This window comes from Streptomyces sp. NPDC006529 (assembly GCF_040611795.1).
Lineage (GTDB): Bacteria > Actinomycetota > Actinomycetes > Streptomycetales > Streptomycetaceae > Streptomyces.
Genome location: NZ_JBEXPB010000049.1, coordinates 25,084 through 47,201 on the forward strand (window position 1 = coordinate 25,084; position 22,118 = coordinate 47,201).

Sequence of the window (22,118 nt, forward strand, 5' to 3'; positions counted from 1 at the left end):
CCCGGCGGGAGCCGGGGGGACAACCGGACAAGTCTTACATCACGGCGACGATGTCGAGACTGAAGACCAGCGTCGAGTTCGCCGGGATGGTGCCCTGCTCCTTCTCACCGAAACCCTCGGCAGGCGGGATCACCAGCAGGAGACGGCTGCCGACCTTCTTGCCGACGATGCCGTCCTTGAGGCCCTTCACCGACATCTGGGCCATCGGCCACGTCACCGACGTCCCGGTGGTGTACGTGCTTTCGAAGGTCTTGTCGTCCTTCCACGTCTTGCCGTTGAACCGGACCGCCACGCTGTCGCTGTCCTTCACGACCGCGCCGTCACCCTCCAGCACGTACTGCGAGACCAGCTTGGCCGGCGGGGTCACGTCCTTGGGAATCGTGACCGACACCTCCTTGCCGTCGGTGTTCGTACCGATCTTCGGCAGGTCCTTGCCGTCCTGCGGGATCTCCTTGCCCGTGGCCGACGCCGGGATGGTGGTCCCCTTGACGATGTCCACGACGAAGACCAGCGTGGCGTTGGGCTTGATCTTGTCGCCCGACCCCTGCGCGCCGTAGCCCAGCTCCGGCGGGATCACCAGCTCGACACGGCTGCCGACCTTCTTGCCCTCCAGGCCCTGGTCCCAGCCCTTGATGACCATGCCCGCACCGATGTTCAGATCGAAGGGCGCCGGGCGGCCGAAGCTCTTGTCGAACGGCTCGGAAGCGTCCCAGACCTGACCCAGGTAGTTCACCTGGGCCGCGTCACCCTTCTTCAGCGCCGGGCCCTTGCCCTCGCTGAGCACCTCCACCTTCAGGTCCTTGGGCGGATCGCCCTTGCCCTTCGCGATGGTGGGTTCCTCGCCGAACTTGGCGCCCTTCGTGATCGCGGGCACCCCGTTCTTCGACTGGGCGGAGTCGGAGCCCTTGTCGTCACCGCCACCACAGGCCGCTGTCGACAGCAGCAGGAGGGGGACGACAAGCAGGCCGGCAATTCGGCGCACGTGTTCCTCAGATCTCAGACGGCACATCGGTCGCCGCCAACTCTAAGGCGTGCACCGGGCCCCGTACGAGAGACGTACGGGGCCCGTGAGATGTGACACGACAAGATCCCGCCCCGGGACCACCCGCAAGCGGCCCCGGAACGCGCCACCGGCACCTACATGCCGGCGATCAGCTTCTCCACCCGGTCGTCCACTGACCGGAACGGGTCCTTGCACAACACCGTGCGCTGCGCCTGGTCGTTCAGCTTCAGGTGCACCCAGTCCACCGTGAAGTCCCGCCGCTGCTCCTGCGCCCGACGGATGAAGTCACCGCGCAGCCGCGCCCGCGTGGTCTGCGGGGGCACCGACTTGCCCTCGAAGATCTTCAGGTCGTTGCAGATCCGCGCCGCCTGCCCCTTGCGCTCCAGCAGGTAGTACAGACCCCGCCGCCGGTGGATGTCGTGATAGGCGAGGTCTATCTGCGCGACCCGCGGATTCGACATCGTCATGTTGTGCTTGGCCCGGTACCGCTCGATCAGCTGGTACTTCATGACCCAATCGATCTCCGTGCCGATCCGGTCCAGATCCTCCGCGTCGATCGCGTCCAGCGTCCGGCCCCACAGCTCCAGCACCTGGTCGACGACCCCCGTACGGATCCCCCGGCGCTCGGCGAAGTCCACGGCCTTGTCGTAGTACTCCCGCTGGATCTCCAGCGCCGAGGCCTCCCGGCCGCTCGCCAGACGCACCTTGCGCTGCCCCGTGATGTCGTGGCTGACCTCACGGATCGCCCGGATCGGGTTCTCCAGGGTCAGGTCCCGCATCACCGTGCCCGCCTCGATCATGCGCAGCACCAGATCGGTCGCGCCGACCTTCAGCAGCATGGTCGTCTCGGACATGTTCGAGTCGCCCACGATGACGTGCAGACGCCGGTAGCGCTCCGCGTCCGCGTGCGGCTCGTCCCTGGTGTTGATGATCGGCCGCGAACGGGTCGTCGCGGAACTGACGCCCTCCCAGATGTGCTCGGCCCGCTGGCTCACGCAGTAGACCGCGCCCCGCGGCGTCTGCAGCACCTTGCCCGCACCGCAGATCAGCTGGCGCGTGACGAGGAACGGAATGAGGATGTCCGCCAGGCGGGAGAATTCACCGTGCCGCGCCACCAGGTAGTTCTCGTGGCAGCCGTACGAATTGCCCGCCGAGTCGGTGTTGTTCTTGAACAGGTAGACGTCGCCCGCGATTCCCTCCTCGTGCAAGCGGCGTTCTGCGTCGACGAGCAGACCTTCCAGAATGCGCTCGCCGGCCTTGTCGTGGGTGACCAGTTCGGTCACGTTGTCGCATTCGGGAGTTGCATATTCCGGATGCGAACCCACATCGAGGTACAGGCGGGCGCCGTTCCGCAGGAAGACATTGCTGCTGCGGCCCCATGAGACGACACGGCGGAAGAGGTAGCGCGCCACTTCGTCAGGTGACAGTCGGCGCTGTCCCCTGAACGTGCACGTGACGCCGTACTCGTTCTCCAGCCCGAAAATGCGGCGGTCCATGACTGAACATTACGCCTTCTGCTGTGTTCTGAAACCGGGTTCGAGAGCGCCGTTCCGATCATTTTCATCCGGGTCCCCGTCCGGACCCCCGCCCGACGCCCCGTCCGAGACCCCGTCCGACGCAGATCCCACCGCACCCGCCGCGCGCGCCGCCAGCACCCGCTGAGTACCCGTCAGCACCAACAGCGCCGCCGCACCCGCCACGCTCGCCACCGCGAAACCCGACGCCGTACCCCCCAGCTCCACCACCGGACCCGCCACCGCCGTACCGATCGCCGCACCCACCCCGAAGAACGTCACCAGCCACGAGAACGCCTCCGTCACCGTCCCCGCCGGAGCATGCCGGTCCACCACGATGAACGCACACGCGATCGCCGGCGCCAGGAACACCCCCGCCAACGCCGCCAACGCCGTCATCGCCACCGGACCCGGCACCAGCATCAACGGCAGATAACACACCGCCAGCAACGCCACCAGCACCCGCAGCCGCCGCTCCGGCGCACCCGGCCAGTGCCGCGCACCATAGGCCACCCCGCCCACCAGCGCCCCCAGCCCCAGCGCGGCCATCAACCAGCCGTACACCGCCTGCCCACCGTGCCCGTCGGCATACGCCACCCCCGCCACCGTGATCGAACCGAGCGCCGTCCCCACGAAGAAGAACGCCCCCAACAGCGCCAGCAGCCCCCGCGAACGCAGCGCCCCCAGCCAGTGCGCCTCCCGCGGCGCCGAACGCCACGCCCGCGACGGCTCGCTCACCACCACCGACAGCGCACCCAGCACCCCGATCCCATTGATCACCAGCAGCGCCACCGCCGGATCCCACAGGGCCACGAACAGGGTCACCAGCAGCGGACCCACCGTGAACATGACCTCCTGCGCCACCGCGTCCATGGCGTACGCGGCGTGCACCCGCTCCTCCTTGCCGCCCAGCACCCCCGGCCACAGCGCCCGCAGCCCGCCCTCCAGCGGCGGCGTGAAGAGACCCGCCACCACCACGGCGGCATACGCCGAGAACACCGACCCCGTCCCCGCCAGAGCCAGCCACACCATGCCCAGCGCCGACACCAGCGCCGCGGGCAACTGGATCCGCGGCTGCCCGAAGAGGTCCACGGCCCGCCCCAGCAACGGCTGCCCCACCGCGTTCGCCACCCCGTACACCGCCGCCAGCGCCCCCGCCAGGCTGTAGCTGCCGCCCTCCGCCCGCGTGAACAGGACGATGGCGATCGGGGCGGTGCCGTTGGGCAGCCGGCCTATCAGGGTGCCCACGAGCAGCCTCGTCGCGTGCCGGGTCCTGAGCAGCTCCGCGTATCCCGCGGCCATGACCGCCCCTTTCCGCCCGGAACCAGCCGGGGTAATACGTATAACCTGACGCGTCATACGTACCATGGCCCCACCACCCCGGTCCACCCCACCCACCCCGCCCGCGGCCGCCCCACAACCCCCCGCCCCCCGGCCACAGCCCCACCCAGGAGCCCCCTGTGACGAGACCCACCAGCCGCGACGTCGCCCACGCCGCCGGGGTCTCCCAGGCCACCGTCTCCCTCGTCCTCGCCGACAAATGGCGCGGCCGCGTCTCCGAACGCACCGCCGCCCACGTCCGCGAAAGCGCCGCACACCTCGGCTACCGCCCCAACCTCGCCGCCCGCAACCTCCGCCTCGGCAGCACCCGCACCGCCCTCCTCGTCGTCCCCGCCCTCACCAACGAATTCTTCGCCCGCGTCTACACCGGCGCCGCCCGCGTCGCCGCCGAACACGGCTTCGGCGTCGTCCTCTACCCCTCCCCCGACGGCACCGGACCCGCCCGCGACCCCTTCCCCTCAGCCCGAGCCGCCCTCGATGGCATCATCGCCTCCTCCATGGCCACCCACGCCCTCGAAGCCATCGGCGGCGACCGCCTCCCCCTCGTCATGCTCGACAGCGACCCCACCGCCGACCGCGCCGCCGCCCACGTCAACCTCGCCATCGCCGACGGCATGCGCCAAGTCACCGAACACCTCCAGCACCTCGGCCACCAGCGCTACCTCCACCTCGCCTCCGCCGTCGACTCCTGGACCTTCCACGTCCGCGCCACCGCCCTGAACCGCCTCCTGGGCCCCCGCACCGACCTGCGCACCACCCGGTCCGCCCTCAGCGTCCACGCCGCCAGACAGGCCGTGGAAGCCGCCCTCAGCACCCCCGGCGACCGGCCCACCGCCATCATCTGCGACGACGACATCCTCGCCGCCGGCGCCTGCAAAGCCGCCCGACGCCTCGGCCTGCGCGTCCCCGACGACCTCTCCGTCACCGGCTTCGACGACCTCGCCCTCGCCACCGCCGTCGAACCCGAACTCACCACCGTCGCCCTCCCCGCCGAACGCGTCGGCGAACACGGCATGACCGCCCTCCTCGCCGTCCTCGACGGCACCCCCTGGACCGCCCCCGACCTCCCCGTCCAACTCGTCGTACGCGACTCCACCGCGCCCCCGCCGCGCACCGCCCCCTGAACGCACCGGTGCCCCGGCCCGCCTCCACAGAGACCGACCGGGGCACCCGGCAAAACGACCGCGACGCCTACTCGGCGTCCTCGGGCTCCTCATCGTTCGACACGGCATCCGCCTGCGCCGCCGCCGGCACGTCCGCCTCCAGCAGACGCGACAGCTGACGACCCCGGATCCGCTTGAACTTGCGCTGCTGATCCCGCGTCCGGTCCAGCACCGCGACCTCCAGCCGCTCCGCCGGAATCGCCTTGTCCGCACCGTTCGCCTGACTCGACAGCGCCTGCACCGCCAGCTTCAACGCCTCGGACAGCGTCATCCCGTCCTGGTGCCGCTGATCCAGGAACGTACTGATCTGCTCGGCATTGCCACCGACCGCGACCGAACCGTGCTCGTCCACGATCGACCCGTCGTGCGGCAGCCGGTAGATCTGGTCCCCGGCCGCGGTCGCACCGACCTCGGCCACCACCAGCTCCACCTCGTACGGCTTCTCACCCGCACTGGAGAAGATCGTGCCCAGCGTCTGCGCGTACACGTTCGCCAGCCCACGGGCCGTCACATCGTCACGGTCGTAGGTGTACCCGCGCAGATCCGCGTACCGCACACCACCGATCCGCAGGTTCTCGTACTCGTTGTACTTGCCGGCGGCCGCGAAACCGATCCGGTCGTAGATCTCGCTGAACTTGTGCAGCGCACGGGACGGGTTCTCGCCGACGAACACAATGCCGTCGGCGTACTGCAGCACGACGAGGCTGCGGCCGCGTGCGATGCCCTTGCGGGCGTATTCCGCCCGGTCGGCCATGGCCTGCTGGGGTGACACATAGAACGGAGTCGACACCGGCTGTCCGTCCCTTTCTTCTGGGCTCCTGAGGGGCGGCGAATGGTCAGAGCAGGGCGGCGCGCGGACCGTCGGGCTGCTCCAGCCGACGGTTGGTGACCTTGCGGGCGAGCTCCTGCGACTGCTCGTCCGTCAGCCTGCGGAATCCCTCGTCCGTGATGACCGTGACGATCGGATAGATGTGGCGGTACAGGTCCGGCCCACCGGTCGCCGAATCGTCGTCGGCGGCGTCGTACAGCGCCTGCACGACCAGCGTGGTGGCCTGCTCCTCCGTCAGGTCGGGCCGGTAGAGCTTCTTCATCGACCCCCGGGCGAAGATCGAACCCGACCCGGTGGCGGCGTAACCGTGCTCCTCGGAGCGGCCGCCCGTCACGTCGTAGGAGAAGATCCGGCCCTTCTCCTTGGCCTCGTCGTACCCGGCGAAGAGCGGCACCACGGCCAGCCCCTGCATCGCCATGCCCAGATTGCTCCGGATCATGGTCGAGAGCCGGTTCGCCTTGCCCTCCAGCGAAAGGGTCGTCCCCTCCACCTTCTCGAAGTGCTCCAGCTCCAGCTGGAACAGCTTGACCATCTCCACGGCCAGACCCGCCGTACCCGCGATGCCCACCGCGGAGTACTCGTCGGCCGGGAACACCTTCTCGATGTCCCGCTGGGCGATCATGTTCCCCATGGTCGCCCGCCGGTCACCGGCGAGCACGACCCCGCCGGGGAAGGTCGTGGCCACGATGGTCGTCCCGTGCGGCGCCTCGACGACACCCTCGGGCAGCTTGCGGTTGCCCGGCAGCATCTCGGGCGAGTGCGCGCCCAGGAAGTCCATGAAGGACGACGACCCCGGCGTCAGGAAGGCTGCCGGTAGACGCCCTGTGCTACGAGTGTTGGGTTCCACAGGTTTCCTTCCACGTAAGCGGCTGCACGCCGTATGACGTCCGGCCGATCCTTGAGCTGCCCGTTCCTACGTGGGGCCGAAGCAGCGTTCGCCTCGGACCCTACCCGTCCGATGATCGTCATCCACCTGCTCCGCCGGACTCTCTCGGCAGAGCCGTGACATCCCGCCCGGTCGGTGAATTCGCCGTGCGGACGCTCTCCTCGCACTGGGGCTGCCATGTGCGGCCGGGCGGTACGGACCCTTTGGCCCGCACCGTCCATGGCTTCGATCCGAAGGCCGGATGGCCTTATTGGCCACCTTTTTGCACGAATGACCTCACGAAATCCTCAGCATTCTCCTCAAGGACATCGTCAATCTCGTCAAGTACCGAGTCGACGTCGTCCGAGAGCTTCTCGTGCCGTTCCTGGACGTCCGAACTCGCCTCGGCGGTCGTCTCCTCGACCTCCTCGGTCGAGCGCGTCGCCTTCTGCTGTCCGCCGCCGGTGTCCTTGGTCGCCATGTCTACCTCACCCCGCTCGGTTCGCACGCTCACGTCGAGAGACCCGGGAATTCGGGATCCCTCAAGATCAGACCCTACGTCGGACCCTACAAGGAGGGTCCGACATTCGTCCCCGCAGTTGTCGGAAAAGCTCCGGCATAACGTCCGGTCTTCTCATGATTCCCGGACCGGGGGCCTTTCAGGCCCCTTCAGCGCCCCGAAAGGACCCGGACCAGGTCCTCCGCCGTGCGGCAGCGGTCCAGGAGTTCCTTCACGTGGGCCCGGGTGCCCCGCAGCGGCTCCAGCGTGGGGACGCGCTGGAGCGAGTCGTGGCCCGGGAGGTCGAAGATCACGGAGTCCCACGAGGCCGCGGCCACGTCGTCGGCGTACTGCTCCAGGCAGCGGCCGCGGAAGTAGGCCCGGGTGTCCTCGGGGGGCTTGGTCTCAGCCCGTTCGACGGCCGGCTCGTCCAGCAGCCGCTTGATCTTGCCGCGGGCCACCAGGCGGTTGTAGAGGCCCTTGTCGGGGCGGACGTCCGAGTACTGGAGGTCCACCAGCCCGAGCCGCGCCGCGTCCCAGTCGAGTCCGTCGCGCCTGCGGTAGCCCTCCAGGATCTCCCGTTTGGCGATCCAGTCCAGCTCCCCCGCCAGGCTCATCGGATCGGTCTCCAGCCGCCCCAGCACGTCCTCCCAGCGGGCCAGCACGTCCTTGGTCTGGTCGTCCGCGTCGGAGCCGAACCGCTCGTCGACGTACTTCCGGGCCAGCTCGAAGTACTCCATCTGAAGCTGTACGGCGGTCAGCGTGCGCCCGCTGCGCAGGGTGATCAGCTGGTGCAGGTCGGGGTCGTGGGAGACCTGGTGCAGGGTGCGCACCGGCTGGTCCACGGCCAGGTCGACGCTGATGAAGCCGTCCTCGATCATGGAGAGGACGAGGGCGGTGGTGCCGAGCTTGAGGTAGGTGGAGATCTCGGAGAGGTTGGCGTCGCCGATGATCACGTGGAGGCGGCGGTACTTCTCCGCGTCCGAGTGCGGCTCGTCACGGGTGTTGATGATGGGGCGCTTGAGGGTGGTCTCCAGGCCGACCTCGACCTCGAAGTAGTCCGCGCGCTGGCTGATCTGGAAGCCGTGTTCGCGGCCGTCCTGGCCGATGCCGACGCGGCCGGCGCCGGTGACGACCTGGCGGGAGACGAAGAAGGGCGTCAGGTGGCGCACGATGTCCGAGAAGGGGGTCTCCCGCTTCATCAGGTAGTTCTCGTGCGTGCCGTAGGAGGCGCCCTTGTTGTCGGTGTTGTTCTTGTAGAGGTGGATCGGCTGGGCGCCGGGCAGCTGGGCGGCCCGTTCGGCGGCCTCGGCCATGATCCGTTCGCCGGCCTTGTCCCAGAGGACGGCGTCGCGCGGGTTGGTGATCTCCGGCGAGCTGTATTCGGGGTGTGCGTGGTCGACGTAGAGGCGCGCGCCGTTGGTGAGGATGACGTTGGCGAGGCCGATGTCCTCGTCGGTGAGCTGGCTGTTGTCGGCGGCCTCGCGGGCGAGGTCGAAGCCGCGGGCGTCCCGCAGCGGGTTCTCCTCCTCGAAGTCCCAGCGGGCGCGTCGCGCCCGGTGCATCGCCGCCGCGTAGGCGTTGACGATCTGGGACGAGGTGAGCATGGCATTGGCGTTCGGGTGACCGGGGACGGAGATCCCGTACTCCGTCTCGATCCCCATTACTCGCCGTACGGTCATGCGGCCCTCCTTGCCCGGCGGCGCTTCCGATCGGAAGCGGCGCTCAAGTACCGCTGGTGCTCCGGTGCGTGTGCGGTGCCCGTCCCCGCACTGCGGATGCGGCGGTACGGAAGAGCCTAGAGCGGCTCCGCGCTGGTGGGGAGATCATTTCAATCATCGGCTTGGCCGGCCGCGGCCGAAAAGCAGTCGGCTGCGGGTGCCCCGGTGGGGGGACCCGCAGCCGCCCCGCTGTGTCAGAGGTACTGGCCGGTGTTGGCCACCGTGTCGATGGAGCGTCCGGTGTCCGCGCCCTGCTTTCCGGTGACGAGCGTGCGGATGAAGACGATCCGCTCGCCCTTCTTGCCGGAGATGCGGGCCCAGTCGTCGGGGTTGGTGGTGTTGGGCAGGTCCTCGTTCTCCTTGAACTCGTCCACGCACGCCTGGAGGAGGTGGGAGACGCGAAGGCCCTTCTGGTTGTGCTCGAGGAAGGCCTTGATGGCCATCTTCTTCGCACGGTCCACGATGTTCTGGATCATCGCGCCCGAGTTGAAGTCCTTGAAGTAGAGGACTTCCTTGTCGCCGTTGGCGTACGTGACCTCGAGGAAGCGGTTCTCCTCGGACTCGGCGTACATCTGCTCGACGACGGTCTGGATCATGCTGTGGACGGTGACGGCCGGGGAGCCCTGGTGTTCGGACAGGTCGTCCGTGTGCAGGGGCAGGCTGGCCTTGAGGTACTTGGCGAAGATGTCCTTCGCGGCTTCCGCGTCCGGGCGCTCGATCTTGATCTTCACGTCGAGACGGCCGGGCCGCAGGATGGCCGGGTCGATCATGTCCTCGCGGTTGGAGGCGCCGATGACGATGACGTTCTCCAGGCCTTCCACGCCGTCGATCTCGGCGAGCAGCTGGGGGACGATGGTGTTCTCCACGTCCGAGCTGACTCCGGATCCGCGGGTGCGGAAGAGGGATTCCATCTCGTCGAAGAAGACGATGACGGGGGTGCCCTCGCTCGCCTTCTCCCGGGCACGCTGGAAGACGAGGCGGATGTGCCGCTCGGTCTCGCCGACGTACTTGTTGAGGAGCTCGGGGCCCTTGATGTTGAGGAAGTAGGACTTCCCCGCGGGCTGGCCGGTGACCTCGGCGACCTTCTTGGCCAGGGAATTGGCGACCGCCTTGGCGATCAGCGTCTTTCCGCAGCCGGGGGGGCCGTAGAGGAGGATGCCCTTGGGCGGGCGCAGTTCGTGTTCCTTGAAGAGGTCGGGGTGGAGGTACGGGAGCTCGACGGCGTCGCGGATCAGCTCGATCTGGTCGCCCAGGCCGCCGATCTTCTCGTAGTCGATGTCCGGGACCTCTTCGAGGACGAGTTCCTCGACCTCGCTCTTGGGCACCACTTCGTAGACGTAGCCGGACCTGGGTTCGAGCAGGAGGGCGTCGCCGGGTCGGATGATGATGTCCAGGAGCGGCTCGGCGAGCCTCACCACCCTTTCCTCGTCGGTGTGCCCGACCACCAGGGCGCGCTCGCCGTCCTCGAGGATCTCCTTGAGGGTGACGATGTCCCCGGCCCGTTCGAATGCCATGGCCTCGACCACGTTGAGGGCTTCGTTGAGCATGACCTCCTGGCCACGCCTGAGGTCCTCGGGTTCGACGCTGGGGCTGACGTTCACGCGGAGCTTGCGGCCCCCCGTGAAGATGTCGACCGTGCCGTCGTCGTTCGACTGGAGGAAGACTCCGAAGCCGGCGGGGGGCTGTGCGAGCCGGTCGACTTCTTCCTTGAGGGCCACGATCTGGTCGCGGGCCTCACGGAGCGTATTGGCGAGCCGCTCGTTCTGTGCGGACACACCGGCCAGATTTGTCTGGAGCTCGACGATCCGCTCTTCGAGAATCCTCGTGTGTCGCGGAGAGTCGGCGAGCTTACGTCGCAGGACGGCGATTTCCTGCTCGAGATAGGCAACCTGACCGGCGGGGTCATCGGACCCTCGCCCCGGCCGGATGCCGCGGGTGATGTCATCGTCGTGGGCTGCCACGGTCCTCACCTCCTCCAAGGGGAGCTGGACGCTTCCTGACCCTACCTGGGCTGGTGGTGATTGAAACCCCTAGATCACAAAGACGGTAGGGGTGTGTCCGATCTTCACCCTTGCGTACTCCCTCACGCCAAGGAAATACCCACCCTTCAACATCGGAAAGCAGCCGGTTGTAAGGTCGAACTGTTCAACACCCGTCAGGGCTCGCGCGACTTGCTGCGACTTGTGACCGGAGTGGATCACCGAAGACAGGGAACGGCAGGAGATATGACCGTGCAGCACGAGGCTCAGACGGGCGGTGCCGGCGAGGGCGGGGAGCTGCTGGAGGTCTGGATCGACCAGGACCTCTGCACCGGGGACGGGATCTGTGTGCAGTACGCACCGGAGGTCTTCGAGCTGGACATCGATGGTCTGGCGTATGTGAAGAGCGGGGACGACGAGCTGTTGCAGGAGGCGGGGGCGACTACTCCGGTTCCGCTGCCGCTGTTGCGGGACGTGGTCGATTCGGCCAAGGAATGTCCGGGGGACTGCATCCACGTGCGCCGGGTTTCGGACAGGGTCGAGGTCTACGGTCCCGACGCGCAATAGCGGGGGTTGCGGAATCAAACCCGTTTCGGGTCCGGGTCCGTAAGCTCCTGGCTGAATTTTCCGCCGGTCCAGCGCCACTTGGACTGCTGCTTCACGTCGGGTGCGTAGCCCGGTACCCGGGGTGAGGAGTACCCGCGCAGGGTCGCGGTGACGGTGTGGTCACGCAGGGCGAGGTCGGTGACGGTCTTGCGGTCGCCGGGGGCGAGCAGGGTGGCGACGACTCTGGGAGGCGTGTCGGCGGCCGGGGCCGCAGTAAGGACGTAGAGGGCGTGGGGCGGGGTGCCGGAGCCGGCTTCGCAGCGGACGGCGGCGACGGTTTCGGGGCGGTCGTCGCCGTCGAGGTCGCCCTGGGCGGTGGCGATGACGCGCTGGGGTACGCCGTGGCAGTCGAGCGGGAAGACGACGGCGGCCGGGTCGGGTGCGGTGGCGGGGGTGGCCGCGGGTCCGGCGGCGGCGTTCTGCGGGGCGGAGGCGGCGGCGGGGCCGGGCTGGAGGAGGGCGGCGGCGCCGATGACGACGGCCAGCGCCACCGCGGTGGCCATCCAGTGCACCGGTCGGGCGTCGGTGTGGGCCTGGTCCGGGGCGGCGGGGGTGTGCGGCACGCGGGGCGTCTCCTGAGGGCGGCGCTGACGGGGAGCCAGCATCGTGCCACACCTCACACGGGGGTGGAACGGGCGGGTCCGTCGTGGCGCTGCGCGGGGGTCCTGTGTGGTGGTTGTGCGTGGTGGTGCCCGTGGTGGTCCAACGAAGAGGCGCCGGTGCGCGGTTCCCGCGGTGAGCGGGGAACTGCGCACCGGCGCCGGTGCGTTGTGCGGGCCGTGCGGCGGGTGGGTCAGCCGCGGTCGGTTGGCGCGGTGCGCTCGGTCTCGGCGGTGCGTTCGGCGGAGCGGCTGCCGGGGCCGTCGTAGTCCTCACCGTAGGCGCCCTTGGAGGGGCGGCGGCGGCGCAGGGGTGCTTCGACGCCGTCGGCGAGGCGCCGGGCGGTGACGAGGAAGCCGGTGTGGCCGATCATGCGGTGGTCGGGGCGGACGGCGAGGCCTTCGACGTGCCAGTTGCGGATCATCGATTCCCAGGGCTGCGGTTCGGCGTAGCAGCCGAACTCGCGGATGGATTCGACGGTGCGCGAGAGCTGGGTGGTGGTGGCCACGTAGCAGCAGAGGATGCCGCCGGGGACGAGTGCCTTGGAGACGGCCTCCAGGCATTCCCAGGGGGCGAGCATGTCGAGGATCACGCGGTCGACGTCGGTGTCGGACAGGTTGTCCTGGAGGTCGCCGACGGTGAGCTGCCATGCGGGGTGGGGGCCGCCGAAGTAGCGTTCCACGTTCGCGGTGGCGATCTCGGCGAAGTCCGGGCGTCGTTCGTAGCTGTGGAGCATGCCCTGGTCGCCGATCGCGCGGAGCAGGAAGCTGCTCAGCGATCCGGAGCCGACACCGGCTTCGACGACGCGGGCGCCGGGGAAGATGTCGGCGAAGGCCAGGATCTGGCCGGCGTCCTTGGGGTAGACCACGGCGGCGCCGCGGGGCATGGACAGGACGTAGTCGGGGAGCAGGGGGCGCAGCGCGAGGTAGGCGACGTTGCCCGTGGTGCGGACAACGCTGCCCTCGGGAGCACCGATCAGCTCGTCGTGCGGGAAGGAACCCTTGTGGGTGTGGAAATTCTTCCCGGCTTCGAGCGTGAACGTGTAGTGGCGGCCCTTGGGGTCGGTGAGCTGTACCTGGTCCCCGACCTTGAAGGGCCCGCGTCGGCGGGCGGCACCGGTCGGTTCGGACATGTGACCAGTGTATTGGCTCTATGGGTGGGGGCGTGCCATGGCCTTCACGAAGGCCTTTTCGACGTCGAGGGTGGACAGGACGCCGTAGATCCGGCCGCCGGGTTCGAGGACGAGGTATTCGCTGGCGGGATGGGCGCGGAGGCGGTCGAGGAGGTCTTCGCCGGCGAGTTCGGCGGAGACCTTCATGCCGTCGGTGAGGTCTTGGGCGAGGGTGCTGACGGCGACCCAGGGGCGGCGGTGTTCGGGTACGGAGGCGATGGCGGCTTCGCGGACGAGGGCGGTGGGGTCGCCGTGGCCGTCGACGACGACGAGGGCGCGGGCTCCGGCGTCGTTGGCGCGGCGCAGTGCTTCGGAGAGGGGGGTGGCGGATTCGACGGGGATGGCGCGTCGGGTGAGGGTGCGGGCGCGCAGTTCGGGGAGGTGCTGGCGCAGGCGGGCCATGCGGAGGCTGTTTCCGGCGCCGGTCCACATGATGCCGGCGAGGATCGCGGCGAGGAGGGCGTTCATGACGGTGTCCATGCCGCCGAGGTCCTGGGTGCCGGCGCCGCTGATGATTCCGGTGCCGGTGAGGAGGGGGAGGCCGAAGAGGACGGCGACGGCGATGGCGCGGCCGACCCAGGCGGCGGTGATGGTGCCGGTCATGGGGTTTTTGGTGAGGCCCCAGATGACGGCGCGGAGCATGCGGCCGCCGTCGAGGGGAAGGCCGGGGAGCAGGTTGAACGCGGCGACGAGGAGGTTGGAGATCATGAGGCCGGCGAGGAGGACGCCGGGGACGGTGGGGGGGTCGACGGCTTTCATGCCGAGGTAGAAGGCTCCGGCGAGGAGGAGGGAGAGGAGGGGGCCGACGAAGGCGAGGACGAATTCGCGGGCGGGGCTCTCGGATTCCTTTTCGATTTCGGAGACGCCGCCGAAGAACTGGAGCTGGATGCGGCGGACGGGGAGTTTGAAGCGGAGGGCGGCGATGGTGTGGGCGAGTTCGTGGACGAGGACGGAGGCGTAGAAGGCGACGGCGAAGAAGAGGGCGACGAGGTAGCGGGCGGGTCCGAGGTCGGGCAGGACGCGTTCGAGCTGGTTGCCGAAGATCCAGGTGATGAGGGCGGCGACGAGGAACCAGCTGGGCGAGACGTAGACGGGTACGCCGAAGGGGCGTCCCATGAGGATTCCGCCGCCAGGTCCGGAACGGCGGCCTGTGTGCTCGCCGTTTTCGTCGGTGTCTGCCACGGGTGTCCTTCGGTCGGTCGGTGCTGTCCGTGTGGTGCTGTCCGTGCGGTCCGGCCTGGTGGGTGGGGGGCGCGGTGGCGCGGTGTGGTGCTCCGATCATGCAGTGCGAGGGGGGTCGGCGTCGATGGTATGCCGGTGCTGTCGGCGGCGGGTCGTAGGGTTTCGGTATGACGACGAGCCCCGGTAGTGGTCCGGCCGAAGCAGCGCGGCCTTCTTCGCTCTCCCCTTCGCGGGCGAGCGATTTCATGCGGTGTCCGTTGCTGTACCGGTTCCGGGTGATCGACAAGTTGCCGGAGAAGCCGAGTGCGGCGGCGACGCGGGGGACGCTGGTGCACGCGGTGCTGGAGCGGCTTTTCGATCATCCGGCGGTGGAGCGGACGGCGCCGCGGGCGAAGGCGTTGATTCCGGGGCAGTGGGAGCGGTTGGTGGAGGCGCGGCCGGAGCTGACGGAGCTGTTTCCGGGGGATGACGGGGGCGAGGCCCTGGCGGGCTGGCTGACGGAGGCGGAGTCTTTGGTGGACCGGTGGTTCACGTTGGAGGATCCGACGCGGCTGGAGCCGGTGGAGCGGGAGTTCTTCGTGGAGACGGAGCTGGATTCGGGGCTGCGGCTGCGCGGGATCATCGACCGGGTGGACGTGGCGCCGTCGGGTGAGGTGCGGATCGTCGACTACAAGACGGGGAAGGCGCCGCGGCCGGAGTACGCGGAGGGCGCGCTGTTCCAGATGAAGTTCTACGCGCTGGTGGTGTGGCGGTTGAAGCGGGTGGTGCCGCGGCGGCTGCAGCTGGTGTATCTGGGCAGTGGTGATGTGATCACGTACGACCCGGTGGTGGAGGACCTGGAGCGGATGGAGCGCAAGCTGCTGGCGCTGTGGGAGGCGATCCGGGAGGCGACGGAGACGGGTGACTGGCGCCCGCGGCCGACGAAGCTGTGCGGGTGGTGTGATCACCAGGCGGTGTGTCCGGAGTTCGGTGGTACTCCCCCGGTGTATCCGCTGGTCATCACCCCGCGGGCGGAGGTGGAGCGGGCGCCGCAGGCGTGAGCGGTGGGTCAGGGCAGAATGGGCCGGGTCCTGGCGGGCCGCCGCGGTTGTCCGGGGCCGTCCTGCCGACCGACCTATTTCGAAGGAGACCCTGTGGCGATCCGCGTCCTGCTGGTCGACGACCAGCCCCTGCTGCGCACCGGCTTCCGGATGATTCTGGAGGCCGAGGGGGATCTGGTGGTCGTGGGTGAGGCCGGGGACGGTCTGCAGGCGATCGACCAGGTCCGGGCGCTGCAGCCGGATGTGGTGCTGATGGACATCCGGATGCCGCGGATGGACGGGGTGGAGGCGACGCGGCAGATCACGGGTCCGGGGCGGGACGGTCCGGCGAAGGTTCTGGTGCTGACCACGTTCGATCTGGACGAGTACGTGGTGGAGGCGCTGCGCGCGGGGGCCAGTGGGTTCTTGTTGAAGGACGCGCCGGCGGTGGAGCTGGTGCAGGCGATCCGGGTGGTGGCGGCGGGCGAGGCGATGCTGGCGCCGAGCATCACGCGGCGGTTGCTGGACAAGTACGCGGGGCACCTGCCGTCGGGTGAGGCGGCCGTGCCGAACACGCTGGGGACGCTGACCGAGCGTGAGGTGGAGGTGTTGAAGCTGGTGTCGCGGGGGTTGTCGAACGCGGAGATCGCGGCGGACCTGTTCGTGAGCGAGACCACGGTGAAGACGCATGTGGGTCATGTGCTGACGAAGCTGGGGCTGCGGGACCGGGTCCAGGCCGCGGTGTACGCGTACGAGAGCGGCCTGGTCCGCCCGGGAGCGCAGTGACTCCCTGAGGCGGGGCGGCCGGGCGGCTGGGGTGGGGGCGGGTCGGCCCTGGGCGGGTCAGCCCTTGCTGATCTCCCAGAAGCGGAAGACGGTGGAGGCGTCCAGGGACCACTGGAGGCCGGCGATGTCGGGGCGGGCGACCGCGTACTGCTTGCCCTGCCAGAGCGGGAGGATGGGCACTTCGTCGGCGACGATGTCCTGGAGGCGGGTGAAGTCGGCGGTGGTGGCGGTGCGGTCGGCCTTGGCGGAGGTCGCCGGGATGATGGCCCCGGTGATCTCCTTGTTGTCGTAGTTGTTGCCGAGGACGTTGTCGGGGCCGAAGAAGGGCTGCGTGAAGTTGTCGGCGTCGGGGTAGTCGGGGACCCAGCCCTTGACGTAGACGCCGTACTTGCCGGCCTGGATGTCCTTCTCGTACTGGGCGAATTCGACGGACTTGACCTCGGCGTCGAAGAGGCCGCTGGTGTTGAGCTGCTTGGCTATGGCCTGGAACTGCTGGTCGGTGGAGGGCCCGTAGCGGGACGGGGTGGACCAGAGGGTGAGCTTGATCTTGTCCTTGTAGCCGGCGGCCTTGAGGAGGGCCCTGGCCTTCTCGGGCTGGGGGCTCCCGCCGTAGCGGTCGAAGAACGGCGTGCTGTGGCCGCCGATGCCGGCGGGGACGATCGAGTAGAGCGGGGTGGCGGTGCCGTCGTAGACGCTCTTGACGAGGGCCTCGCGGTCGACGAGGTAGGCGATGGCCTTGCGGACGGGGAGCTTGCCGACGACGGGGTCGTTCATGTTGAAGACGAGGTGTTCGACTTCGGCGCCGGCGCCCTGGACGATCAGGACCTTCTGGTCGCCGGTCTTGGCGGCCATGCCGGCGATGTCCTTGGCGGCGAGGCCGCGGAAGGCGAAGTCGACGTCGCCCGCTTCGAGGGCGGTCTTGAGGGCGCCCTCGTCCTCGTGGAAGAACTTCATCGTGATGCCGGTGTTCTTGGCCTTGGCCGTGCCGGTGTAGGCGCCGTTGACGGAGAAGGCGGCGCTCTTGGTGGTGAAGGAGTCCAGCGTGTAGACGCCGGAGCCGACGGCCTTGCCGTCGGTGCGGAGCTTGTCGGCCGGGTACTCGCGGTGGTCGACGATGGAGCCCGCGCCCGAGGCGATCTTGCTGGGGAAAGTCGCGTCGGGTGCCTTGAGGTGGAAGACGACGGTCTTGTCGTCGGGGGTGTCGATGCGGGTGACCGAGGCGAACATGACGGCGGGGCCGTTGGCGTCGTTGATCTTCAGCGTGCGCTCGAAGGAGTACTTGACGTCCTGGGAGGTGAGGCTGTCGCCGTTGCTGAACTTCAGCCCGTCGCGCAGGGTGCACTTGTACACCTTGCTGTCGCTGCCCTCGAACGCGCAGGAGCGGGCGGCGTCCGGTTCGGGGGTGGTGCCGCCCTTGGGGAAGGCGAGCAGCGACTGGAAGACGTTGTTGAAGAGGAGCCAGGAGCCGGGGTCGTAGCCGGACGCGGGGTCCGTCGAGCGCACGTCCGCGGACATGCCCATGACGACGCCCTTGCCGTTGCCGGCGGCGCCGCCGTCCTGTGCGCCGCAACCGCTGAGCAGCGCGGCGGCGGTGACCGCCCCGAGCGGGGCGGTCAGCCACTGGTTACGTCTCATCACGAACGTCCTTCACAGTCGAACCGTCTTGTGGGCGCCGGCCCGCGGGTGCCGCGGGCCGGCGGTCGCCGTGGTGCTCAGCCGCTGACGCCGCGGCCGAGTTCCCAGAGCTGGAGGTCGGAGATGGAGTTGACCGACCACTCCACACCGGTGATGCCGTCGCGTGCGGCGACGTACTGCTTGCCCTGCCACAGGGGCAGGACGGGGACGTCGTCGGCGACGATGTCCTGCATCTCCGCGATCGCGGGGGCGGCGACGCTGCGGTCGACGGCGCGGCGCGATTCGGGGATGAGCTTGGAGCGCACCGTGGTGTTGGCGTACGGCGTGCCCAGGAAGTTGTCCTGCTCCAGGAACGGGGCGAGGAAGTTGTCGGCGTCGGAGTAGTCGGGGAACCAGCCGAGGCCGAAGGCGGCGAAGTCGCCCTTCTTCTGCGCGGGGCGGAAGGCGGCCCAGTCGCTGCCCTGGACGGTGACGTCGAAGAGCTGCGTGGAGTTCAGCTGGGCCTTGAGGGCCGCGAACTCGGCGGCGGTGCCGTCGCCGTAGTGGTCGTTGGTGTAGTTCAGGGTGAGCTTGACCGGGGTCTTGATGCCGGCTTCCTTCAGCAGGCTCGCGGCCTTGGCGGTGTTGGCCTCGCCGTACTTGTTGAAGAAGGAGTTGACGTGGCCGTTGACCGTGGTGGGGACCAGGGAGTAGAGCGGCTGCGCTGACTTGCCGTAGACCTTGGAGATGAGGGCGCTGCGGTCGACGGCGGCGGCGAGCGCCTGGCGCACGGCCTTGTCCTTGACGACCGGGGCCTCGGTGTTGAAGCCGATGTAGCGGATTTCGAGGCCGGGAAGCGGGACGAGCTTGACGCCCTTGGGCGGCTTGGCGGCGAAGTCCTGGATCTGGTCGGGCGACAGGGTGCGCGAGACCATGTGGATGGAGCCGTCGGTGAGGGCCTTGCCCATGGCGGCGGAGTCCGTGAAGGTGCGCAGTTCGACCTTGTCGTTCTGCGGTTTGATGTCGCCCTTGTAGTTCGGGTTCTTGCTGAAGACGGCGCGGACGAGGTGGTTGTCCTTGACCTCGGCCTTCATCGTGTACGGGCCGGAGCCGTCGACGGCGAAGCCCTCGCGGAGCTTCTTGGCGTCGTAGGTCTTCTGGTTGACGATGCCGGCGGCGGGCGTCGACAGCTTGTACGGGAAGGTGGCGTCCGGGGTCTTCAGGTGGAAGACGACGGTGTCCGCGCCCTTGGCCTCGACCGTGTCGAGGGTGGAGAGCAGGGAGACCGGGCCGTTCTCGTCCTTGATGGCGAGGACGCGCTCGATGGAGAACTTGACGTCCTTGGCGGTGAGCGGGTCGCCGTTGGCGAACTTCATCCCGGTGCGCAGGGTGCAGCGGTAGCTCTCGTTGCCCGCGTCGGTGAAGCGGCAGTCGGAGGCCGCTTCGGGGACGGGCTGTCCGCCGCCGCGCGGGGTGTGCATCAGGGTCTGGACGGTCTGGCGCAGTACGTTCCAGGTCCCGGCGTCGTAGGCGTAGGCGGGGTCGAACGGGGCGGGCACCGTGTCGGCGGCCTCGAACCGGTCGGTGGTGCCGACGACGATCGCTCCTGTGCCCGCTCCGGTTCCGCTGGTGCTGCCGCAGGCGGTCAGCGCGGGGGTGAGCAGGCCGGCCGCGGCCGTCAGCACCATGGTCTTGCGGTTCATCCTCGAAAAACTCCCTCAACCCGGCACTTGTTCACAGCGGTGAAAAGGGCGCTGCGTGCGTCGCCCGTTCAGGGCGGAACGATCGGGCCGGTGGTGTGACGATCGGTCCACGCGACTCCGGCACAGGGGTGTGTGCACGGGGCGGCTGAGGTGCGGCGCAGTGCCCGCGTCGACATTAGTGGGCCTGGAAGGGATGGCTTGAATCGGTCGCGGCGGGGGTGTACGCGCACCGTGAGGGCGGGAGTACGGCGGCTCACACCGATGTCCGCGCGGATTCGGTCAGGAGCTGATCAATCGGGACACATGGGAAGCCCTCGGGGGCTCCGGAGACGCCGCAGGGCAGTCGTCCCGGTGACGAAGGTCACCCGGACAACTGCCCTGGCAAGGATGGAATTTCGGCCTCCGGGGCTCCGTACCGGACGGTCTGCGGTGGGAGCTGCCCCTGACCCCCATTCCGTTCGGAAACCCAGCGTGCGCGGTCAGTTCATCAAAGTGATGAGGGAGCGCAGGAAGGTCAGGTCCACGTCCTCCAGGGAGCGGACGACGGTACGGCCGGGGGCGGCCGGGATGAGGCCCACGGACGGTACGGCGACCACCCGGCAGCCGGCGGCTTCGGCGGAGGCGACCCCGGTCGCGGTGTCCTCGACGACGGCGCACCGCGAGGGGTGGGCGCCCAGCGTCCGTGCGGCGATCAGGTAGGGGTCGGGGTGGGGCTTGGTGCGGGGCACCTCGTCCCCGGCGATGCTGACCGCGAAGCGGTCGGGGCCCAGCGAGCGCAGGACCCGGTCGATGACCCGGCGGTGCGAGGCGGACACGAGGGCGGTGGGGACGTTGTGCCGGGCGAGCTCGGAGAGCAGCCGCTCGGCGCCGGGCATCATGGGCACGGCGTCGGCGATGCGGGCTTCGAAGCGCTCGTTGAGCAGGACGGAGAGCTCGGCGAGGCCGATGTCGGCGCCGGTGGACTGGATCAGGAAGGCGGCGCTGCGGCTCATGGGGCCGCCGACGACGATGTCGCGCCAGGACTCGTCCAGCCGGTGGCCCAGCTCGCCGAAGATGTCGACCTCGACGTCCCACCAGAACCCCTCCGTGTCGACGAGCGTGCCGTCCATGTCGAGCAGCACCGCCTGGAGGGCATGTCCGTCGGCCGTACGGGCGACGGGCGCGGGAACGGTGCTGGTCATCCGGCACACCTCTCTGAGGGGACGAGAAGGCCGGTCACCGCTCCCGTCCGGTATGTCCCGGGGAAACAGGCGACCGGCCTGTATGGGACCGACAAGTGTACGTCGGTCCGCGTCAGCGTGCGTTGAAGTACTTCGCTTCGGGGTGGTGGATGACGATGGCGTCGGTGGACTGTTCGGGGTGGAGCTGGAACTCCTCGGAGAGGTGGACCCCGATGCGCTCCGGCTGGAGGAGGTCGGCGATCTTGGCGCGGTCCTCCAGGTCGGGGCAGGCGCCGTAGCCGAGTGAGAAGCGGGCGCCGCGGTACTTCAGGTCGAACATGTCCTCGACCCGGGACGGGTCCTCGCCGGCGTAGCCGAGTTCGGCGCGGACGCGGGCGTGCCAGTACTCGGCCATGGCTTCGGCGAGCTGGACGGACAGGCCGTGCAGTTCGAGGTAGTCGCGGTAGGCGTCGGCGGCGAACAATTTGGCGGTGGCCTCGCCGATCTTGGAGCCGACGGTGACGACCTGGAGGCCGATGACGTCGGTTTCGCCGGATTCCTCGGGGCGGAAGAAGTCGGCCAGGCACAGGCGGCGGCCGCGGCGCTGGCGGGGGAAGGTGAACCGGGTCCGCTCGTTGCCCTGCTCGTCCAGGATGATCACGTCGTCGCCCTTGGACACGCACGGGAAGTAGCCGTAGACCACGGCGGCTTCCAGCAGGTTCTCGGTGTGCAGCTTCTCCAGGAGCCCGCGCAGCCGCGGCCGGCCCTCGCTCTCGACCAGCTCCTCGTACGTCGGCCCGCCCGCGCGGGCCTGCTTGAGCCCCCACTGGCCCTTGAAGAGGGCGCCCTCGTCCAGCCAGGACGCGTAGTCCTTGAGCGGGATGCCCTTGACCACCCGCGTCCCCCAGAACGGCGGGACCGGCACCGGATTGGTGACGGAGACGTCGGAGCGGGCCGGGCCGCCGTCCGGCTCCTCCTCCACGACCAGGGGCGTGTCGCGCTTGGCGACGCGGCGCTGCTTCAGCTCGGGCAGGGCGGCGCCCGGGACGCCGCGCTTCACCGCGATCAGGGCGTCCATGAGGCGCAGGCCTTCGAAGGCGTCGCGGGCGTAGCGGACTTCGCCTTCGTAGATCTCGTGGAGGTCTTGTTCGACGTAGGCGCGGGTGAGGGCGGCGCCGCCGAGGATGACGGGGTAGTCGGCGGCCAGTTTGCGCTGGTTGAGTTCCTGGAGGTTCTCCTTCATGATCACCGTGGATTTGACCAGCAGCCCGGACATGCCGATCACGTCCGCGCGGTGTTCCACCGCCGCTTCCAGGATCGCCGAGACCGGCTGCTTGATCCCGATGTTGACCACGTTGTAGCC

The 22,118-nt window shown here is 69.1% G+C and carries 19 protein-coding genes; 4 read left to right on the forward strand and 15 right to left on the reverse strand.

The window, feature by feature from the left end; translation table 11 throughout:
* Window positions 1-34: 34 nt before the first annotated feature.
* The 3 genes from ABZY31_RS26440 to ABZY31_RS26450 all read right to left on the reverse strand — a co-directional run bounded on the left by ABZY31_RS26440 (window position 35) and on the right by ABZY31_RS26450 (window position 3,819).
* Entirely contained in the window at window positions 35-982 is a 948-nt protein-coding gene (locus ABZY31_RS26440; RefSeq protein ID WP_356414785.1) for an FKBP-type peptidyl-prolyl cis-trans isomerase, read from the reverse strand.
* 155 nt (window positions 983-1,137) lie between these two features.
* The gene (gene pafA, locus ABZY31_RS26445) at window positions 1,138-2,499 is read right to left on the reverse strand and encodes a Pup--protein ligase (RefSeq protein WP_030016332.1); all 1,362 of its coding nucleotides are present in this window, start codon (window positions 2,497-2,499) and stop codon (window positions 1,138-1,140) included.
* Between the two features lie 9 nt (window positions 2,500-2,508).
* Window positions 2,509-3,819, reverse strand: a complete 1,311-nt coding sequence (locus ABZY31_RS26450) for an MFS transporter (RefSeq protein ID WP_356414787.1) — start codon at window positions 3,817-3,819, stop codon at window positions 2,509-2,511.
* A gap of 158 nt (window positions 3,820-3,977) precedes the next feature.
* On the opposite strand from ABZY31_RS26450, the gene ABZY31_RS26455 reads away from it, so the two are divergent.
* Complete coding sequence (locus ABZY31_RS26455; RefSeq protein ID WP_356414790.1) at window positions 3,978-4,982, forward strand: LacI family DNA-binding transcriptional regulator; 1,005 nt, start codon at window positions 3,978-3,980, stop codon at window positions 4,980-4,982.
* A gap of 67 nt (window positions 4,983-5,049) precedes the next feature.
* On the opposite strand, the gene prcA is transcribed toward ABZY31_RS26455, so the two are convergent.
* From prcA to arc, 5 genes are all read right to left on the reverse strand, one after another.
* Window positions 5,050-5,811, reverse strand: coding sequence for a proteasome subunit alpha (gene prcA, locus ABZY31_RS26460; protein ID WP_356414793.1), 762 nt, complete (start codon window positions 5,809-5,811; stop codon window positions 5,050-5,052).
* A 46-nt stretch (window positions 5,812-5,857) separates the two neighbouring features.
* On the reverse strand, window positions 5,858-6,697 hold the full coding sequence (gene prcB, locus ABZY31_RS26465; protein WP_356414796.1) for a proteasome subunit beta: 840 nt from the start codon (window positions 6,695-6,697) through the stop codon (window positions 5,858-5,860).
* 286 nt (window positions 6,698-6,983) lie between these two features.
* Window positions 6,984-7,196: a ubiquitin-like protein Pup gene (locus ABZY31_RS26470; RefSeq protein ID WP_330329580.1), complete on the reverse strand. Its 213-nt coding sequence runs from the start codon at window positions 7,194-7,196 to the stop codon at window positions 6,984-6,986.
* 188 nt (window positions 7,197-7,384) lie between these two features.
* The gene (gene dop, locus ABZY31_RS26475; RefSeq protein WP_356414799.1) at window positions 7,385-8,896 is read right to left on the reverse strand and encodes a depupylase/deamidase Dop; all 1,512 of its coding nucleotides are present in this window, start codon (window positions 8,894-8,896) and stop codon (window positions 7,385-7,387) included.
* Window positions 8,897-9,129: 233 nt separating this feature from the next.
* Window positions 9,130-10,896, reverse strand: a complete 1,767-nt coding sequence (arc, locus tag ABZY31_RS26480; RefSeq protein ID WP_356414802.1) for a proteasome ATPase — start codon at window positions 10,894-10,896, stop codon at window positions 9,130-9,132.
* Between the two features lie 264 nt (window positions 10,897-11,160).
* On the opposite strand from arc, the gene ABZY31_RS26485 reads away from it, so the two are divergent.
* Entirely contained in the window at window positions 11,161-11,481 is a 321-nt protein-coding gene (locus tag ABZY31_RS26485) for a ferredoxin (RefSeq protein ID WP_356414805.1), read from the forward strand.
* Between the two features lie 14 nt (window positions 11,482-11,495).
* On the opposite strand, the gene ABZY31_RS26490 is transcribed toward ABZY31_RS26485, so the two are convergent.
* The 3 genes from ABZY31_RS26490 to ABZY31_RS26500 all read right to left on the reverse strand — a co-directional run bounded on the left by ABZY31_RS26490 (window position 11,496) and on the right by ABZY31_RS26500 (window position 14,473).
* Entirely contained in the window at window positions 11,496-12,125 is a 630-nt protein-coding gene (locus tag ABZY31_RS26490; RefSeq protein ID WP_356414808.1) for a hypothetical protein, read from the reverse strand.
* A gap of 188 nt (window positions 12,126-12,313) precedes the next feature.
* Window positions 12,314-13,252: a tRNA (adenine-N1)-methyltransferase gene (locus tag ABZY31_RS26495; RefSeq protein ID WP_356414810.1), complete on the reverse strand. Its 939-nt coding sequence runs from the start codon at window positions 13,250-13,252 to the stop codon at window positions 12,314-12,316.
* A gap of 18 nt (window positions 13,253-13,270) precedes the next feature.
* Entirely contained in the window at window positions 13,271-14,473 is a 1,203-nt protein-coding gene (locus tag ABZY31_RS26500; RefSeq protein WP_356414813.1) for a site-2 protease family protein, read from the reverse strand.
* Between the two features lie 167 nt (window positions 14,474-14,640).
* Between ABZY31_RS26500 and ABZY31_RS26505 the strand changes: the two genes are divergently transcribed.
* Entirely contained in the window at window positions 14,641-15,513 is an 873-nt protein-coding gene (locus ABZY31_RS26505; protein WP_356414815.1) for a PD-(D/E)XK nuclease family protein, read from the forward strand.
* 93 nt (window positions 15,514-15,606) lie between these two features.
* Window positions 15,607-16,278 (forward strand): response regulator transcription factor, encoded by a 672-nt coding sequence (locus ABZY31_RS26510; RefSeq protein ID WP_356414818.1) that lies wholly within the window; start codon window positions 15,607-15,609, stop codon window positions 16,276-16,278.
* 57 nt (window positions 16,279-16,335) lie between these two features.
* Here ABZY31_RS26510 and ABZY31_RS26515 read toward each other — a convergent pair whose 3' ends face one another.
* From ABZY31_RS26515 to ABZY31_RS26530, 4 genes are all read right to left on the reverse strand, one after another.
* Window positions 16,336-17,913, reverse strand: a complete 1,578-nt coding sequence (locus ABZY31_RS26515) for an ABC transporter substrate-binding protein (RefSeq protein ID WP_356414820.1) — start codon at window positions 17,911-17,913, stop codon at window positions 16,336-16,338.
* Window positions 17,914-17,990: 77 nt separating this feature from the next.
* Window positions 17,991-19,595 carry an ABC transporter substrate-binding protein gene (locus ABZY31_RS26520; protein ID WP_356414823.1) on the reverse strand — a complete coding sequence of 535 codons (1,605 nt, stop codon included), beginning with the start codon at window positions 19,593-19,595 and terminating at the stop codon, window positions 17,991-17,993.
* Between the two features lie 479 nt (window positions 19,596-20,074).
* Entirely contained in the window at window positions 20,075-20,776 is a 702-nt protein-coding gene (locus ABZY31_RS26525) for an HAD family phosphatase (RefSeq protein ID WP_356414826.1), read from the reverse strand.
* 112 nt (window positions 20,777-20,888) lie between these two features.
* Window positions 20,889-22,118, reverse strand: a 1,230-nt coding sequence (locus ABZY31_RS26530) for a vitamin B12 dependent-methionine synthase activation domain-containing protein (protein ID WP_356414829.1), incomplete at its 5' end; no start/stop codon positions are given.

Excerpts from the sequence above, each read along its gene's own strand:
- ABZY31_RS26450 (WP_356414787.1), bottom strand. The coding sequence starts at position 3,819 with ATGGCCGCGGGATACGCGGAGCTGCTCAGGACCCGGCACGCGACGAGG.
- ABZY31_RS26470 (WP_330329580.1), bottom strand. The coding sequence starts at position 7,196 with ATGGCGACCAAGGACACCGGCGGCGGACAGCAGAAGGCGACGCGCTCG.
- dop (WP_356414799.1), bottom strand. The coding sequence starts at position 8,896 with ATGACCGTACGGCGAGTAATGGGGATCGAGACGGAGTACGGGATCTCC.
- ABZY31_RS26485 (WP_356414805.1), top strand. The coding sequence starts at position 11,161 with ATGACCGTGCAGCACGAGGCTCAGACGGGCGGTGCCGGCGAGGGCGGG.
- ABZY31_RS26490 (WP_356414808.1), bottom strand. The coding sequence starts at position 12,125 with ATGCTGGCTCCCCGTCAGCGCCGCCCTCAGGAGACGCCCCGCGTGCCG.
- ABZY31_RS26495 (WP_356414810.1), bottom strand. The coding sequence starts at position 13,252 with ATGTCCGAACCGACCGGTGCCGCCCGCCGACGCGGGCCCTTCAAGGTC.
- ABZY31_RS26525 (WP_356414826.1), bottom strand. The coding sequence starts at position 20,776 with ATGACCAGCACCGTTCCCGCGCCCGTCGCCCGTACGGCCGACGGACAT.
- ABZY31_RS26520 (WP_356414823.1), bottom strand. The coding sequence starts at position 19,595 with ATGAACCGCAAGACCATGGTGCTGACGGCCGCGGCCGGCCTGCTCACC.
- ABZY31_RS26515 (WP_356414820.1), bottom strand. The coding sequence starts at position 17,913 with ATGAGACGTAACCAGTGGCTGACCGCCCCGCTCGGGGCGGTCACCGCC.
- pafA (WP_030016332.1), bottom strand. The coding sequence starts at position 2,499 with ATGGACCGCCGCATTTTCGGGCTGGAGAACGAGTACGGCGTCACGTGC.
- ABZY31_RS26505 (WP_356414815.1), top strand. The coding sequence starts at position 14,641 with ATGACGACGAGCCCCGGTAGTGGTCCGGCCGAAGCAGCGCGGCCTTCT.